At 69.4% G+C, this 16,044-nt stretch carries 14 protein-coding genes; 9 read left to right on the plus strand and 5 right to left on the minus strand.

Annotated features, from left to right (window positions below):
* The first annotated feature begins 96 nt into the window (after nt 1-96).
* The 5 genes from CFB47_RS08385 to CFB47_RS08405 all read left to right on the plus strand — a co-directional run bounded on the left by CFB47_RS08385 (nt 97) and on the right by CFB47_RS08405 (nt 5,906).
* Nucleotides 97-1,335, plus strand: coding sequence for a CaiB/BaiF CoA-transferase family protein (locus CFB47_RS08385; RefSeq protein ID WP_179258933.1), 1,239 nt, complete (start codon nt 97-99; stop codon nt 1,333-1,335).
* A complete protein-coding gene (locus CFB47_RS08390) occupies nt 1,332-2,195 on the plus strand; it encodes a CoA ester lyase (RefSeq protein ID WP_089460931.1) in 864 nt (287 codons plus the stop codon). Before CFB47_RS08385 ends, CFB47_RS08390 begins: the two co-directional genes overlap by 4 nt.
* Complete coding sequence (locus CFB47_RS08395) at nt 2,192-3,679, plus strand: MmgE/PrpD family protein (RefSeq protein ID WP_089460932.1); 1,488 nt, start codon at nt 2,192-2,194, stop codon at nt 3,677-3,679. The genes CFB47_RS08390 and CFB47_RS08395 overlap by 4 nt, the downstream gene beginning before the upstream one ends.
* The gene (locus CFB47_RS08400) at nt 3,676-4,695 is read left to right on the plus strand and encodes a cyclase family protein (RefSeq protein WP_089460933.1); all 1,020 of its coding nucleotides are present in this window, start codon (nt 3,676-3,678) and stop codon (nt 4,693-4,695) included. Before CFB47_RS08395 ends, CFB47_RS08400 begins: the two co-directional genes overlap by 4 nt.
* Before the next feature lie 272 nt (nt 4,696-4,967).
* Entirely contained in the window at nt 4,968-5,906 is a 939-nt protein-coding gene (locus tag CFB47_RS08405; protein ID WP_089461388.1) for a LysR family transcriptional regulator, read from the plus strand.
* A 33-nt stretch (nt 5,907-5,939) separates the two neighbouring features.
* On the opposite strand, the gene CFB47_RS08410 is transcribed toward CFB47_RS08405, so the two are convergent.
* From CFB47_RS08410 to CFB47_RS08420, 3 genes are all read right to left on the minus strand, one after another.
* Nucleotides 5,940-7,430 (minus strand): MmgE/PrpD family protein, encoded by a 1,491-nt coding sequence (locus CFB47_RS08410; protein ID WP_089460934.1) that lies wholly within the window; start codon nt 7,428-7,430, stop codon nt 5,940-5,942.
* A gap of 46 nt (nt 7,431-7,476) precedes the next feature.
* The gene (locus CFB47_RS08415; RefSeq protein WP_089460935.1) at nt 7,477-8,559 is read right to left on the minus strand and encodes a porin; all 1,083 of its coding nucleotides are present in this window, start codon (nt 8,557-8,559) and stop codon (nt 7,477-7,479) included.
* Between the two features lie 198 nt (nt 8,560-8,757).
* Nucleotides 8,758-9,648 carry a CoA ester lyase gene (locus tag CFB47_RS08420; RefSeq protein WP_089460936.1) on the minus strand — a complete coding sequence of 297 codons (891 nt, stop codon included), beginning with the start codon at nt 9,646-9,648 and terminating at the stop codon, nt 8,758-8,760.
* Between the two features lie 230 nt (nt 9,649-9,878).
* Between CFB47_RS08420 and CFB47_RS08425 the strand changes: the two genes are divergently transcribed.
* From CFB47_RS08425 to CFB47_RS08440, 4 genes are all read left to right on the plus strand, one after another.
* Nucleotides 9,879-10,643 carry an IclR family transcriptional regulator gene (locus tag CFB47_RS08425; RefSeq protein ID WP_089460937.1) on the plus strand — a complete coding sequence of 255 codons (765 nt, stop codon included), beginning with the start codon at nt 9,879-9,881 and terminating at the stop codon, nt 10,641-10,643.
* Nucleotides 10,644-10,702: 59 nt separating this feature from the next.
* Nucleotides 10,703-11,983, plus strand: a complete 1,281-nt coding sequence (locus CFB47_RS08430) for a CaiB/BaiF CoA-transferase family protein (RefSeq protein ID WP_089460938.1) — start codon at nt 10,703-10,705, stop codon at nt 11,981-11,983.
* Between the two features lie 56 nt (nt 11,984-12,039).
* The gene (locus CFB47_RS08435) at nt 12,040-13,059 is read left to right on the plus strand and encodes a cyclase family protein (protein WP_089460939.1); all 1,020 of its coding nucleotides are present in this window, start codon (nt 12,040-12,042) and stop codon (nt 13,057-13,059) included.
* Between the two features lie 76 nt (nt 13,060-13,135).
* Nucleotides 13,136-14,587 (plus strand): MFS transporter, encoded by a 1,452-nt coding sequence (locus CFB47_RS08440; protein ID WP_089460940.1) that lies wholly within the window; start codon nt 13,136-13,138, stop codon nt 14,585-14,587.
* Nucleotides 14,588-14,616: 29 nt separating this feature from the next.
* Here CFB47_RS08440 and CFB47_RS08445 read toward each other — a convergent pair whose 3' ends face one another.
* Both CFB47_RS08445 and iolB read right to left on the minus strand, forming a co-directional pair.
* Nucleotides 14,617-15,111, minus strand: a complete 495-nt coding sequence (locus CFB47_RS08445) for a heme-degrading domain-containing protein (RefSeq protein ID WP_089460941.1) — start codon at nt 15,109-15,111, stop codon at nt 14,617-14,619.
* Nucleotides 15,112-15,193: 82 nt separating this feature from the next.
* Nucleotides 15,194-16,009 carry a 5-deoxy-glucuronate isomerase gene (gene iolB, locus CFB47_RS08450; RefSeq protein ID WP_089460942.1) on the minus strand — a complete coding sequence of 272 codons (816 nt, stop codon included), beginning with the start codon at nt 16,007-16,009 and terminating at the stop codon, nt 15,194-15,196.
* Nucleotides 16,010-16,044: the final 35 nt, after the last annotated feature.

The following is a 16,044-nucleotide window of genomic DNA, read 5'->3' on the forward strand; positions in this document are numbered from 1 at the left end:
GGTCGCGCGCTGCGCCGGTATCGCCGCATGATGATTAGTCATGCAGATGATGCCGGTGCGCGGCGCGCCGTGCAATCTGTCTCGCAGGAGAACGCCATGGCCTCTGTGGAAACCGGGGAGGTCGACGCCGGCACGGCGTCGGACAGCTCCAGCCGCGCGCCGCTCGGCGGCATTCGCGTGATCGACGCCGCGACGCTGTTCGCCGGCCCGCTCGCGGCGACGATGCTCGCCGACTACGGCGCCGACGTGATCAAGGTGGAGCATCCGACGGGCGATCCGGCGCGCAAGTACGGCGCGCGCCGCGATGACGTCCCGTTGTGGTGGAAGGTAGTCGCGCGCAACAAGCGGGCGGTCACGCTGAATCTCGGCACGGCCGACGGCCAGCGGATCTTCCGCGAGCTGGCGGCGCAGGCCGACGTCGTGGTCGAGAATTTTCGGCCCGGCACGCTCGAGCGTTGGGGGCTCGGCTACGACGTGCTGTCCGCGATCAATCCGCGGCTCGTGCTCGTCCGGGTGACGGGCTTCGGCCAGTTCGGTCCGTATGCCCGCCGCCCCGGCTTCGGCACGCTCGCGGAGGCGATGAGCGGGCTGGCGGCGGCGACCGGCGAGGCGGACGGGCCGCCGCTGTTGCCGTCGTTTCCGCTGGCGGACACGGTGGCGGGGCTGACCGCCGCGTTCGCGATCATGACGGCGCTGAAGGCGCGCGATCGCACCGGGCGCGGGCAGGTGGTCGATCTCGCGATCATCGAGACGATGCTCGCGGCGATGGGCGCGCAGGTCGCGAGCTACGACCAGACGGGGCGCGTGCCCGAGCGCACCGGCAACCGCTCGCCGAACAATTCGCCGCGCGGCGTGTATCGCACGTCGGACGGCAAGTGGGTCGCGCTGTCGACGTCGGCTCACAGCATCGCCGAGCGCGTGATGCGGCTCGTCGGCCGCGCCGACCTGATCGACCAGCCGTGGTTCGCGAACGGCGTCGAGCGCGCGAAGCATGCGGACGAGCTGGACGCGGCGGTAGGCGGCTGGATCGGGCAGCGCACCCGCGCCGAGGTGCTCGACGAGTTCGAACGCGCGGAGGCGGCCGTCGCGCCGATCTACGACGTGGCCGACGTGCTCGACGATCCGCAGTATGCGGCGCTCGGCTCGGTCGTATCGGTGCCCGACGCCGAGCTGGGCGCGTTCCGCACGCACAACGTGCCGTTCCGGCTGTCCGACACCCCCGGCGCGATCCGCTGGGGCGGGCCGTCGCGCGGTGCGCACAACGATGAAGTATTCGGCGCATTGGGACTGGAGCCGCAGGACCTTGCCGACCTGACCGAACGAGGTGTGATTTGAAACAGAGCGCAACCTGCCGCAGCTATCTGTACGTGCCTGCGCACAAGACACAGGTGGTCGAGAAGGCCTACGCGAGCGACGCCGATGCGATCGTGCTGGATCTCGAGGACGCCGTGCCGGCGAGCCACAAGATCGACGCCCGCAAGGCCGCCGCCGCGATCCTCGCGGGCGGCCCGCCGAAGCCGACCTACGTGCGCGTGAACCCGATCGGGAGTCCATGGTGCCGCGACGACGTCGAGGCGATCGCCTTGCCCGCGCTGCAGGCGCTGCGTCTGCCGAAGTGCGATTTTCCCGCGCATGTCCAGGAAGTCGCGGGCTGGCTCGATGCGCTCGGCAGCGAAGCCGGCATCCAGATCCTGATCGAATCGGCGTACGGCGTGGAGACGGCTTACCAGCTCGCGACCGCGTCGCCGCGGCTGGAGCGGATCGGGCTCGGCGAAAGCGACCTGCGCGCCGACCTGCGGATCGGCGTCGACAACTTCACGCTCGAAGTGTGTCGCGCGCGCTGCGTGGTGGTGTCGCGCGCGGCGGGGCTGAACGGGCCGATTCAGACCGTCTATCACACGCTGAACGATCTCGACGGCTTGAAGGAGTCGACGCTGCGCGCGAAATCGATGGGGTTCGTCGGCCGCTTCGCGATTCACCCGTCGCAGATTCCGGTCATCAACGCGGTCTTCACGCCGTCCGACGAAGAAATCCGCGCGGCCGAGCGCGTGCTGGAGGCGGTCGATGCGGCGGATGGCGAATCATCGGTGTTCGTGCTGCCCGACGGCCGCGTGGTGGCGCCGCCGCTGATCGCGAACGCGCGCGTGACGCTCGCGCTGGCGACCCATCTACGGCGCGATGGAGTACCGGCATGAGTACCCCCGACACGCTTTCCGCGCCGGCCGCGGTCGCCAGGCCGGCGAGTCCGGACGGCATCATCGGCGCGCTCGGCCGCTTCGCGGCGGCGGCGCGCGCCGACGGCCTCGACCGCACGCTGCGCGTCGAGGCCGCCGCGCGCGTGCTCGACCTGGTCGGCAACAGCCTGATCGCGCACGACGAACCCGTCGCGCAGTCTGTCTTGCAGGTCGCGCGGCGCTGGGCCGGCAACGGCCCCGCGACCGTGATCGGCGCGGCCGACCGGCTGCCCGCCGCGAGCGCCGCGCTCGTCAACGGCACGCTTGCGCACGCGATGGATTTCGACGACTCGCACATGCTGTCGGTGCTGCATCCGAGCGCGTCGGTGATTCCGGCCGCGCTCGCCGCCGCACAGGCGAGCGGCGCGTCGGGCGCGGCGTTGCTCGATGCGATCACGATCGGCACCGAGATCTGCATCCGGCTCGGCGTGGCCGCCTACAACCCGCAGATCGGCAATTCGGTGTTCTTCGAGCGCGGCCAGCATGCGACGTCGATCTGCGGGACGGTCGGCGCGGCCGCGGCCGCGGCGATGCTGTTCGGCCTCGACGCCGCGCAAATCGCCGCCGCGCTCGGCATTGCCGCGAGCATGGGCGCGGGCCTGCTCGAAGCCAATCGCACCGGCGGCTCCGTGAAGCGGATCCACTGCGGCTGGGCCGCGCATGCGGGCGTGAGTGCGGCGGAACTGGCGGGCGCGGGCGTGACCGCGCCGCCGACCGCGCTCGAAGGCCGCTTCGGCTTCTTTCGCGCATGGTGCGGCGAGCTGGCCGACGTCGACGCGGTGCTGCGCGAACTCGGTGTCGACTGGGAGACGAGCCGGATCATCTTCAAGCCGTATCCGTGCAACCACTTCACGCATCCGGGCATCGACGCGGCATTGCAGTTGAAGGCGCAGGGCGTGACGGCCGACGACGTGGTGTCCGCCGAGTTGCGGGTCGCGGCATCGACGCTGCGCACGATCGGCGAGCCCGCCGCGCTGAAGGCCAACCCGCCGGACGGTTATGCGGCGGCGTTCTCGGGGCCGTACACCGTCGCGGCGGCGCTGCTCGGCGGCGGCGGGCTCGGTGTCTGGTTCGACGATTTCGACGACAAGCTCGTGCGGGATCCCGCGCGCCGTGCGCTGGCCGCGAAGGTGCGCTGCATCGGCGATCCGTGGTGCGACGAGCGGTTCCCGCATTTCCTGCCCGCCGTGCTGCGGGTGGAACTGCGCGACGGACAGGTGCGCGAGGCACGGGTCGAATCGAGCAAGGGCACCAATGCGCGGCCGCTGACCGAACAGGAACTCGTCGCGAAGTTCGTGCTCGCGGCGAGTTCGACGATCGGCTTGCCGCGTGCGCTCGAACTGCGCGACGCGGTGCAGGCGCTCGCCGACGACGCGCCGCTCGGCGGGCTGGCGGCGTTGACGTCCGGCCCGCATGCGAACCCGAAAGGAGGAGATCCATCTTGAGCACACCCCGTTGGAACAAGCGGCCGCCCGGCTCGAACTGGGGCGATTTCGGTCCTGACGACCAGAAAGGACGGTTGAACTGGCTGACCCCGGACAACGTGCGGCGGGGCGTCGCCGAGGTGCGCGAAGGCCTGTCGTTCTCGCTGAGCCTGCCGCTCGACGTGCCGCGCGGCGGCGGCCTGAACGCGCGCCGCCGGCCGCCAGCGATCATGCCGGCGCTGCTGGGCGGCAAGCCGTACTTCGGCTATCGCGCGGACGAGCAGGTGGCGAACGCCACCGACGTGGTCTGCGACGATGCCTTCTGCATGCATTCGCAGTTCTCGACGCAATGGGACGGTCTCGCGCATGTCGGCGGCGTATTCGATGCCGACGGCGACGGCCTGCCCGAAATCGTGTTCTACAACGGCTTCCGGATGGGCGAGCATCTGCGGGTGCCGCAGGAAGGCGACGCCACCGGCGGCGCGCTCGCGCTCGGCATCGAGGTGATGGCACAGACGGGCGTGCAGGGGCGGGGCGTACTGATCGACCTGCGGCATCACTTCGGCGATGCCCGCACGAAAGTCGGCTACGCGCAGCTGATGCGCGTGATGGAAGCGGATGACGTGCGCGTCGAACAGGGCGACATCGTCTGCATTCACACCGGTTTTGCCGATCTCCTGCTGAACGACGAGAACGGGTCGCCCGCGACCGTCGCGAGTGCGTGCGTGCTGGACAGCAGCGACACCCGCCTGCTGCAGTGGATCGACGAGTCGCGGCTCGCCGCGCTCGTGGCCGACAACCATGCGATCGAGGAGCGGCCGCAGCAGGCGCAGCCGCTCGCGCAGCCGGGTGCGCTGATGCCGCTGCACGAGCTGTGCCTGTTCAAGCTCGGCATCCACCTCGGCGAGCTGTGGCATCTGACGCCGCTCGCGAACTGGCTGCGTGCGCATCGGCGCAACCGGTTCCTGCTGACCGCGCCCCCGCTGCATATCCGGGGCCTGGTCGGTGCGCCGGTGAATCCGGTCGCGACGGTCTGACGCGCGGGCGGACGGCAGCCCGTACGCGCGTGCCGGAGCGAACCGTTTCCACCCTCGGTGGCTGATTTCGATTGACTCGTTTTTCAGAAAAATTCCTGGAAAACGGGTCATTTAAATCAAAAACCGAACCAATTGCGGCAGGTATATAAAAAATATTGAAACGTCAAGATTGGACTATTCTCGTTTATTGCACTAAATATCAGGGGATTTCCCCATTGCGATAATCGTGAACCGGGGACGGCGATTAACCCGTTTAGTGGATGGTCACAATCATGAATCTACGTTCGATCGACCTGAACCTGCTGGTCATACTCGATGCGCTGCTGACCGAGAAACAGGTGACGCGGGCCGGCCTGAAGGTCGGCCTGACGCAGCCGGCCGTCAGCAATGCGCTGTCGCGCCTGCGGTATCTGTTCAACGACGAGATCCTCGCGCGCGGCGCGATAGGCCTGGAGTTGACCCCGCGCGCGCAGGCGCTGATCTCGCCGGTCCGGCAAATCATGCAACAAATAGAAGAATTATTTGAATCCGATTATCAATTCAATCCTTTTACGTCGGAGCGTCATTTCACGGTCCGGATGTCGGATCTCACCGAACTGCTTTTGCTGCCCGCCTTGCTGCGGCGCATGCGCACGGCGGCGCCGAATATCAGCGTGGACGTCGTGCATCCGAGCGCGGCCAAGACGGCCGAAGCGCTCGAAGCGGGGCGGCTCGACATGGCGATCAGCGCGGGCCTCGAGCATTCCGGCACGCTGTCGTCGGAAACCGTATTTCACGACCGGCTGGTCTGCATGCTGAGCCGCACCCATCCCGACGCGGACAAGCCGCTGACGCTCGAACGGTTTCTCGCGCTCGACTTCCTCAACGTATCGATCAACCCGGTCGACCACAGCCTGATCGACAACCTGCTCGCGAACATGGGCTGCAAGCGCCGCATCGTGCTCAACGTGCCGCACTGGCTCGTCGTGCCGAACATGCTCGATGCGCTGCCGTACGCGGTGATCATGTCGGAGCGGCACGCGCTGAGCCTCGGCGATCCGCGTCTCGTGATCCGCGAACTGCCGCTCGCGATGGAGCCGGTCACGTGGTCGCTGTACTGGCATCACCGGTACGATGCGAGCAACGCGCACGGCTGGATGCGTCGCATGATCATGGCGGTTGCGGAGTCGCTCGAGGACGACGTCGCGGCGGACGCGTTCAGCGTCGGCTGAGTGTGACGTCGCGTGGGGCCGACCGTGCACGGGTCAGCCCATGACGAACAGCGGCGGCAGCGTCGCGACGTCGGGCTGTTCATCGAGCCGCCACAGATAATCGAGCGCGGCACGCATCCGCGCCGCGCTCCAGTGCGGCCGGCAATTCTTCATGAACTTCGCTTCGTAGTCGTCGCGCTGCATCGGTTGTGTCGGCGAACCCGGCAGGTCGTCCACCTGCTTCGCGTGAATCGCGCCGTCGTCGCACACGGCCGTCACGCGATTCGGCGCATGCGCGGGATAGCGGGCCGTCAGCGCCGGATCGGCACTGACCGTGATCTTCCCCACCAGCGCGCGCAATGCCGGGTCGCGCAGCGCGGCGCTCGCGTAGCTTCGGGTCGTGATGTCGCCGTCGAGCATCGCCCGCGCGACGATGTAAGGCAGGCTGTGATCGGCGGTCTCGTGGGTCGACGGCGCCCATTTCTCCGGATCGCGGCCGGCCGTCACGTAGCCGACTTCGGTCGTGTGGATCTCGATGCGGCGGATGCGCCGCAGGTCGCCGATCTCGGCGGCGACCGCGAGCGCGGCCGGAATCGCCGTTTGCGTGAGCCCTTGCGCCGGATAGAACTTCACGAAGCACTGACCGATCCGGAACGTGCCGCCGCGCCCGCCGAATGCGCCCGTATCGAGCGTGAACGGCCCGGATACCCGCTCGAAGAACCCGGCCGTCCCTTCGAAGATCGGCGCGGGGCCGGTGAGGCCGGCGCGGGCGAGTTCGGTCGAAAACACCGCGTTGCGCGCCGCGTCCGCGTCGGCGAGCGCCTTCCAGTTGGACAGCTGCTGCACCCGTGTCTGGTTCAGCGCGAGATGGCTGTTGATCGACAGGTTGACCGCCTGCACGAGTTGCGGCGCGGGCAGGCGCATCAGCTTGCCCGCGGCGAGCGCGACGGCGGGCAGGCTGTAGCAGGTGTGGTCCCAGCCGCGCGGGCTGATGGCGGCGGCGTCCATCAGCCGGCACGCGATTTCGTACGCGATCGCGATCGACAGGATCAGGTCGCGGCCGGTGGCGTGCTGCGCTTCGGCGACCGCGAGGCACGCGGCGACGTTGTCGCTGGGATGGCCGGTCTCCTTGCCGGCATACGCGTCGTTGAAATCGAAGTAGCGCAGCGCCGTGCCGGTTGCGAATGCGGCGAGATCGGGGTTCGTGCGCCGGGTGGTCCCGATCACGGTCGCGACACCGCCGGGCGAGGCGAGCGCCGCGTTGCGCGCGATGCGCACGGGCGGCTCGTCGTACGCGGCGATCGCGCAGCCGAGTGCGTCGATCAGATGCGCCTTGATCGTCTCGACCGTCGCGGCGTCGAGGTCGCGATACTGCAGCCCGGCTGCGTAATCGGCGAGCTGCCGCGCGAGTTCGGGCCGGTCGGTGTCGCGCAGGTCGACACGCGCGGCGACGCTGGCGGCAGGTGGCGCGTCGGCACGGGCGCGAATGACGGGCAGCGTCAACGCAGCGCCGGTCAGTGCGGAAAGGAAATGGCGGCGGTTCATGGGTCTGGACTCCGAAGGTGTCGGGTGCGGGGAGAGGGCGGCGATGTCAGAACGCCTTGCGCAGGCCGAGCGCGACGCCCGTGCTGCCCGAGCGGCCGGGGGCGAGCGAGTAGTGCAGGAAGTTGTAGTTGTCGTTGTCGAAATCGAGCGCGGCGCGATGCGCGTAGCCGCCTGCCAGGTACAGCGTCACCGTCTTCGACACGAAGTAGTTCAACTGCAGCGTGACCTGCTGCGGACTGACCGGATGCGACGTCGGCGCTGGTGCGGCGGCAGGATTCTGCGCCCGGATGTTTTCGTAGTAGACGGCGCCGATCACCTGCAGGAAATCGGTGATGGCGTAGCGGACGCCGGCCCACCAGAACGTGAAGTTCGTCACGACCGACGGCGCGGCGATGTTGCTGCGCGCGTGTTCGACACCGGCCAGCAGCTGGGTGCGGCCGAGCGGCACGAGTGCGGAAGCGGCGTAGCGGCGGAAATGCGCGAAGCCGCCGGGCTGCGGCGTGTGGACGTCGTCGAACGCCGCGGCGAACGAGAGCGCGTCGCCGGCATAGTCGAAGCCCGCGCCGTACGCGGCGTTCGACTGGAACGCGCCCGCCGTGCCGCCGAATGCGTAGTGCGTTTCGAGCGTCAGCGCGCCGAGCTTCGCCAGATATTTGACGACGTTGTTCTCGCGATAGTTGATGCCGACGATCGCGCCGTCCGGCTCGTACAGCGTCGAATAGCCGCCGGTCGGCGAGTAGCGCTCCATGATGTCGAACAGCGTCGTGTACTGGCGGCCGAGCCGGAGTGCGCCCCAGCGGTCGTGCTGCAGTGCGACCCATGCGGAGCGGTCGAAGCCGCCCGAGCCGGCGCCGGTGCCGTTGGTCAGGTTGATGCTGCTTTCGACACGAAACGCCGCCTGCCAGCCGTCGCCGAGATCCTCGACGCCCTTCAGGCCCCAGCGCGAACCACTCTTGCCGCCCGACGCCATTCGTACGAGCGAGGCCGACGATCTGCCGTCAGGTGCGACCTGGCCGGTGAGAAATTCGGTATAGACGTCGGCGACGCCATACAGCGTGAGGCTGGTTTGCGCGCAGGCGCCGGCCGATACGAGGCCCAGTCCGCACAATGCGGACATTCGCTTGCCCATGGGGCTGTCTCCTTGTTGGGGGTTGTTGTTCTTCATGCGCCGCGCGGGTCGAGAGGCGCAGCGTTGCAGCGCTATCCGGGGCGGGCGGCGAACGGGGCGTGCCGCGCCGGGCCGCTCGCGCCCGTCGGGCGACGTACGCGGGCGAGGCCAGGCTGCGGGATCACGCGTCGGGGCGGGCGCATCGCAGGCTCGCGGGGGTCAGCGTGCGCGCGCCCGTACGGCGGCGTCGCGCGCGAGTACGCGCGCCGCCTGTGCGACGCCGGCGGCGTCGACCATCCGGCCGTCGATGCGCAATGCGCCGCGGCCGTTGGCGCGCGCGTCGTCGTAGGCGGCGAGCACGGCGCGCGCGTCGCGCACCGCATCGTCGTCGGGGCGGAACGCGCGGTTCAGCGCATCGACCTGCAACGGATGGATGCAGGTGGCGCCCGCATAGCCGAGTGCCGCGGATGCATGGGCGATGCGCTCGAAGGAATCGAGGTCGCGCAGTTCGTCGAGGCCGTCGATCAGGCCGAGCGGCAAGATGCCGGCCGCCCGCGCGGCGATGATCAGCAACTGCTTCGGCACGCGCAGCACGTCGGCGCCGGTGCCGCTTTCGCAGTTCAGCGCGAAGTCGCCGCCGCCGAGCATCATCGCGACGACGCGCGGCGAGGCGCGCGCGATACGGTCCATCGCCTGGAATGCGCGCGGCGTTTCGATGATCGCGACGATACGCGTGCTGCCGGGCGCGGCACCGGCTTCATCCTCGAGCGTGGCCAGCAGTTCGTCGATCGCCTCGACATGCGAGCCGCCACGCACTTTCGGCAGCACGACGCCGTGCACGCCGGCCCGTACGGCCGCACGCAGGTCCGGCACCAGCAGGTCGAGCGGGCCGTTGGCGCGGACCAGTACGTCGCAGCCGGCGCAGCGCAGCATCGGCACGGCGTCGGCGAGGCCGGCGCGGGCGTCGGGCTTGCACGCGAACGGGACGCTGTCCTCGAGGTCGAGGATCAGCGCATCGGCGGCGCTGGTCGCCGCTTTCGTGACGAAACGGGGGACGTGGGCAGGGACGTAGAGGAGCGAGCGCCAGACCGGTTGGGAAACAGAGTTCATCGTTGTTCTCGTGAAATGAAAGTCACTTTCATTTTTGTGACTGATTGGCGCATTCGTCAAGATTATCGTTAACGCCTATAAATAGCGGAAATTGAAAGAAGATGAACGATCGGTGCCGTGCGAATTCATGTTGATGTCATCTGCGCCCTGCGTATAATGAAAGTGACTTTCATTTTTATGATCCTGGGCGAGGCGGGTCACCCGGTCGCCCGGCACAGCGTGAGGCGGACATGAGCAAGGTGGAGACGAACAACCCGGCAGAAGGCGGCGTGGCCGCGGTCAATCGCGCGCTGACCGCGCTGCTGGCTTTCTCCGGCGCGCCCGGCGGGCTGATGCTCGCGCAGGTCAGCGACGCGACCGGGCTCAACATGAGCACGCTGCTGCGGATGTTCGAATCGCTCGAACAGTTCCGCTTCATCAAGCGTTTGCCCGACGGGCGCTACGTGCTGGGGCCGGCCGTATTCCAGCTCGGCGTGATGTACCGCGAGTCGTTCCAGCTGCGCGAGCACGTGATGCCGATCCTGTCGACGCTGTCGGCGCAGACGGGCGAAACCGCCGCGTTCTACGTGCGCGAGGGCGACCAGCGCGTCTGCCTGTTCCGCATCCAGGCCCAGCGCGCGGTGCGCACGCATCTGCGCGAGGGCGATCGTTTTCCGCTCGACGTCGGCGCGGCCGGGCGCGTGCTGCTCGCGTTTTCCGGCACGCGCGGCGGCGAGTACGAGAAGACGGCCGAGCAGGGCTATACGGTGTCGATTGCCGAGCGCGATCCGGAGAGCGCGGCGATCGCGTGCCCGGCGTTCGGCGTCGGCCGCGTGTTGAGCGGGGCGATCTCGCTCGGCGTGCCGCGCTATCGCTTCAACAAGAAAGTGCTGGCCGATTACCTGCCGTACGTGCAGGCCGCCGCTGCCGAGCTGACGCATGCGCTCGGCGGCGACCTGCCCGCGGCGGGGGCGCCGTTCCCGGCGGCCGACCAGCTTGGCGCGCTGCTCGAATAGCGCAGGCGCGCGGCGCGCGCATCCCTGACCCACCGACAGACACCTACGAGGAGACAGTCATGTCCGTACCCGACCCGCAGGCCGCCCGCGCGGCCGGCGCGCATCGTCGCGCGCCCACCGGTCCGATCCGTCCGAAATCGTTCGACGCAGGCGCGGGCGGACCGCTGTCCGGCGTGCGCGTGGTCGACCTGTCGCGATTGATGGCCGGCAACATGCTGAGCGTGCAGCTCGCCGACTTCGGCGCGGACGTCGTGAAGGTCGAGAGCGAGCGCGGCGATACGCTGCGCGCGGTCGGCGCGGGCGGAATCAGCACGAACTGGAAGGTCTACGGACGCAACAAGCGCAGCGTGTGCGTCGACCTGCGCACGCCGGAGGGCATCGACATCGTGCGCCGGCTGGTGCGCGACGCGGATGTCTTCGTCGAGAGCTTCAAGCCGGGCGTCGCGGAGCGGATGGGGCTCGGCCCCGACGAGCTGCTCGCGATCCGGCCGGAACTGGTGATCGCGCGGATTTCCGGCTGGGGGCAAACCGGCCCGTATCGTCACAAGCCGGGCTTCGGCACGCTCGCCGAAGGCTATGCGGGCTTCGCCGCGATCAACGGCTTCGCCGATCGCGAGCCGGTCCTTCCGCCGATGTTTCTCGCCGACATGACGGCCGGGATGTCCGGAGCGCTCGCCGTGCTGGTCGCGCTGCATGCGCGCGGGACGCAGCGGGCGGCGGGGCAGGTGATCGACGTGTCGTTGTTCGAGCCGCTGCTGTCGATCCTCGGGCCGGCCGCGGCGAACTATGTGATGACCGGCGAGATCAAGCCGCGCACCGGCAGCCGCTCGACGAACACCGCGCCGCGCAATGCGTACCGCACCCGCGACGGCAAATGGCTGTGCCTGTCGAGTTCGACGCAGGCGATGGCCGAACGGCTGTTCCGCGCGATCGGCCGCGCGGACCTGGTCGACGATCCGCGCTATGCCACCAACGTGCTGCGCGTGCGGCATGCGGAAGCGCTCGACGCGATCGTCGGCGAATTCATTGGCGCACGCGATCTCGACGCCAATCTGGCGTTCTTCGAGGAAGCGGGCGTGACGGTCGGGCCGATCCAGGACATCGCGCAGATCGTCGCGGATCGCTACGTGATCGAGCGCGAGGCGCTGGTCGAACTGCCCGACGACGATGTCGGCAGCCTGCCGATGCACAACGTCACGCCGCGCCTGTCGGGCACGCCCGGCGCGTTCCGCCGGCCGGCGCCCGCGCTCGGCGAACACAGCCGCGAGATCCTCGAACCGCTGCTCGGCGAGCACGAGTACGCGCGGCTCGCGGCGCTCGGCGTGATCCGTTCGCGGTGAGCGGACCGCGCAACGACAGATACCGGATGCACCGGACATTGCATGGAGGAGACACCATGAATCCGCGTTGGACCCATCGGCCGCCCGGCTCGAACTGGGGCGATTTCGGCCCGGACGACCAGAAAGGGCGCCTGAACTGGCTGACGCCCGACGCCGTGCTGCGCGGCGTCGCGGAAGTGCGCGAAGGCCGCGTTTTTTCGCTGAGCCTGCCGCTCGACGTGCCGCGCGGCGGCGGACTGAACGCGCGGCGGCGCCCGCCGGCGATCATGCCGGCGCTGGCGGGCGACAAACCGTACTTCGGCTATCGCGCGGATGAACAGGTTGCGAACGCAACCGATGTCGTGTGCGACGACGCGTTCTGCATGCATTCGCAGTTCTCGACCCAATGGGACGCGCTGTCGCACGTCGGCTCGCTGTTCGATTCGGCGGGCGACGGTGAAAAGACCCGGGTGTTCTACAACGGCTACCGGATGGGCGAGCATATCCGCGTGCCGGAGACCGGCGCGCCGGAAGGCGGCGCACGGGCGCTCGGCATCGAGGTGATGGCACGGACGGGCGTGCAGGGGCGCGGCGTGATGGTCGACCTGCGCCGGCACTTCGGCGACGCGCGGCGCAAGGTCGGCTTCGACGACTGGCTGGCGGTGCTGCGCGCGGATGACGTGAGCGTTGAGCGCGGCGATATCGTGTGCGTGCATACGGGCTTCGCCGACCGTCTGTTGGAAGCGGCCGCGCGCGGCGAGACCGGTGCGCCGCACGCCTGCTGCGTGCTGGACGGTGCCGACGCGCGCCTGCTGAACTGGATCGACGCGTCGGGGCTCGCGGCGCTCGCGGCCGACAACCACGCGGTCGAGGAGCGCCCGCGCGATGCGCAGCCGTTCGCTCGGCCGGGTGCGCTGATGCCGCTGCACGAGCTGTGCCTGTTCAAGCTCGGCATCCATCTCGGCGAGCTGTGGCACCTGACGCCGCTCGCCGACTGGCTGCATGCGCATCACCGCAGCCGCTTCCTGCTGACCGCGCCGCCGCTGCACCTGCGCGGGCTCGTCGGCTCGCCGGTCAATCCGGTCGCCACCGTGTGACAGGTGCGCCGCGCGGCCGGCGCCGCGCCATGACCGCCGTCCCGCGCGCCGCGCGGGCGACTACCGAGGACACGCCATGTCTGACTCCCTTGCGGCATCGCTCGCCGCGCGCATCGATCGCCTGCCCGCGACAGCCGGTATCTGGAAGCTCGTGCTGTTCCTGAGCATCGGCGGCTTTTTCGAGGTCTACGACCTGTTCCAGATGACCTATCTGCCGCCCGGGCTGATCCGAGACGGCATCTTTCACACCGGAGCACGCGGCGTGCTCGGCATGTCGGACCAGGGCGCGCTCGGCGCGGCGACGTTCATCGGGCTGTTCATCGGTGAAATGTTCGTGTCGCGCCTGGCGGACCGCTACGGGCGCCGCGCGCTGTTCACCGGTGCGCTGCTGCTCTATACCGCGGCGAGCCTGATGATGTGCGTGCAGTCGAGCGCGCTCGGCGTGCTCGTGTGCCGCTTCGTCGCGGGCTGCGGCGTCGGCGCGGAGCTGATCACGATCGGCGCGTTCCTGACCGAGCTGGTGCCGAAGGCGGTACGCGGCCGGGCGTTCGCCGTCTGCTTCGCCGTCGGCTACCTGGCGATGCCGGTGCTGGCGCTGGTGTCGTGGCTATGGGTGCCGCGCGATCCGCTCGGCTGGTCCGGATGGCGCTGGGTCGTGCTGCTCGGCGGAAGCGGGGCGGCGGTCGTCTGGTGGCTGCAGTCGCGCTTGCCGGAGTCGCCGCGCTGGCTCGTCGGCGTGGGCCGGGCAGCCGAGGCCGAACGCATCGTGCAGCAACTCGAACATCGGGTAGAGCGCGAATCCGGCCGGCCGTTGCCCGCGGTCCGGCTACCGGCTGCCGCCACGCCGCCCGCGCCGGGTGCGCCGTCGATGTGGGGGGCGCGATACCGCGGCCGCACCGCGATGCTGATCGCGTTCAACGGATTCCTGAGCATCGGCTTTTTCGGCTTCAGCCAATGGCTGCCGACGCTGCTCGCCGCCCAGGGCGCCACCGTCGCGAAGAGTCTCGGCTATGCGTTCGTGATCGCGTTCGCCTATCCGGTGTCGCCGCTCGTCGCCGGCCTGATCGCGGACCGGATCGAGCGGAAGTGGCTGATCGTCGCGTCGGCATTCGGCGTCGCGCTGTTCGGCAGTGCGTTCGCGATGGCGTCGCAAGCACCGTTCGTGATTGCGTTCGGGCTGCTCGTCACGCTGTCGAGCACGGTGCTCGCGAGCAACGGCACCGCGTACCAGTCGGAACTGTTTCCGACCGCGATCCGCGGGCGCGCGCTCGGCTTCGTGCATTCGATCGGCCGCCTGACCGGGGCCGTCAGCAGTTTCATCGTCGCGCTGCTGCTCGAGCGGGCGGGCGTGTCGGCGGTGTTCGCGCTGATCGGCGGCAGCATGCTGGTCGTGATGCTGTCGATCGGCGCGTTCGGGCCGCGCACCAACAACCGGTCGCTCGACGATATCCCGGACGAGGCGGCCGACGCCGTCGTGGCGCAACGGCCGCGGCGCGCGCTCGACGTGCCGCCGCCACGCCGTTCGTGACGGCCGACGGCATGATGGCGCGACGACGGCTACGTGCTCATCGCCAGCGCGTTCGCGCCGACGTGCCAGCGCAGACATTCGACGACGAGTGCGTGATCGCGTGCGTCGTCGAGCCCCGCGATCGTCATCGCGCCGACGATGCCGGTGCCAGCAATCCGCAGCGGCACGCCGCCGCCGTCGAGCGCATAGTCGTCATCCGACAGCCCCTGCGACTGCAGCGACCAGCCGGCGCGGCGAAACCGCTCGCCGACCGCGAGCGAACTCAGGCCGAAGCGCAACACCGTGTTCTGCCGCCGGCGGATCGCGTCGCTGTCATCGGCATGGCTGCCGTCGAGCGCGCAGTAGAACAGCGGCGCCTGCTCGCCGACGATGCTCACCGCGATCGGCAGCCCGCGGCGCGACGCAAGATTGACGGCGATTTCCCCCATCCGGCGCGCAACGGCTGCGTCGAAGCGCGGCAGCGCCGGGTTCGACGCGTCGTCGTCGAAGGGGTGGGGGTCGAGGCGAAAGAGGGTCGTCACCATGGCGGCTCCGTGGCGTCGCCGGCGCTGGGTGCGCGCGCCGGGCGTCGCATCGTCACGGGCCGCGCGCGGGCCCGTCTTTCCATCAGCGCTTCGGGACGTCGAGCATCCACTCGTGCGCGGGATCGTTCTTGAACGCCCACGCGCGGCTCGGCCCGGCCATCACGTTCAGGTAGTACAGGTTGTAGCCGTGCGGCGCGACCACCGGGTGGTAGCCGCGCGGCACCATCACGACGTCGTGGTCCTCGACCGCGCACGCTTCGTCGAGGCTGCGGTCGTCCGTGTACACGCGCTGGAACGCGAAGCCCTGCGGCGGATCGATCCGGTGGTAATAGGTTTCCTCGAGCGACGTTTCTTCCGGCGCCGCGTCGCGGTCGTGCTTGTGCGGCGGATAGCTGCTCGAATGGCTGGCCGGCGTGACGACCTCGACCACGAGCAGCCGGTCGGCCGCCGGGTTGTCGCCCATCAGGATGTCGCACACGTAGCGCGTGTTGGTGCCTTGCCCGCGCACCGAGCGGCGCATCCGCTCGCCGTCGAGGCGTTGCACGGGCTTGTTGCCGCTCGCGTAGGGCGCGGTGCACAGCGCGATTTCCGCATCGCGCGTCGCGACCAGCGTGACCGTCTTGCCGCCCGGCACGTACAGCGCGTCCGGCGACACGTCCTCGAAGACGCTGTCGCGCTTGCCGAGCGCATCGTAGGTTTTACCGTCGACATCCGCACGCACCGTGCCGGTGAGCACGACGACGCACAGTTCGCGCGCGCCGGTGTCGAGCGTCTCGGTGTCGCCGGCCTTCAGGCGCAGCGCACGGAAACCGACGTGTTTCCAGCCGGCCGACTCGGGCGTGACGTTGCAGATCTCGCGGTCGGCCGAGGCCTTGATCAGCAGGGGAGAAATCGTCATGGGGTGGGGCTCCGCAACAGGGTAGGGCTCATGCG

This window comes from Burkholderia sp. AU27893, assembly GCF_002223205.1.
Lineage (GTDB): Bacteria > Pseudomonadota > Gammaproteobacteria > Burkholderiales > Burkholderiaceae > Burkholderia.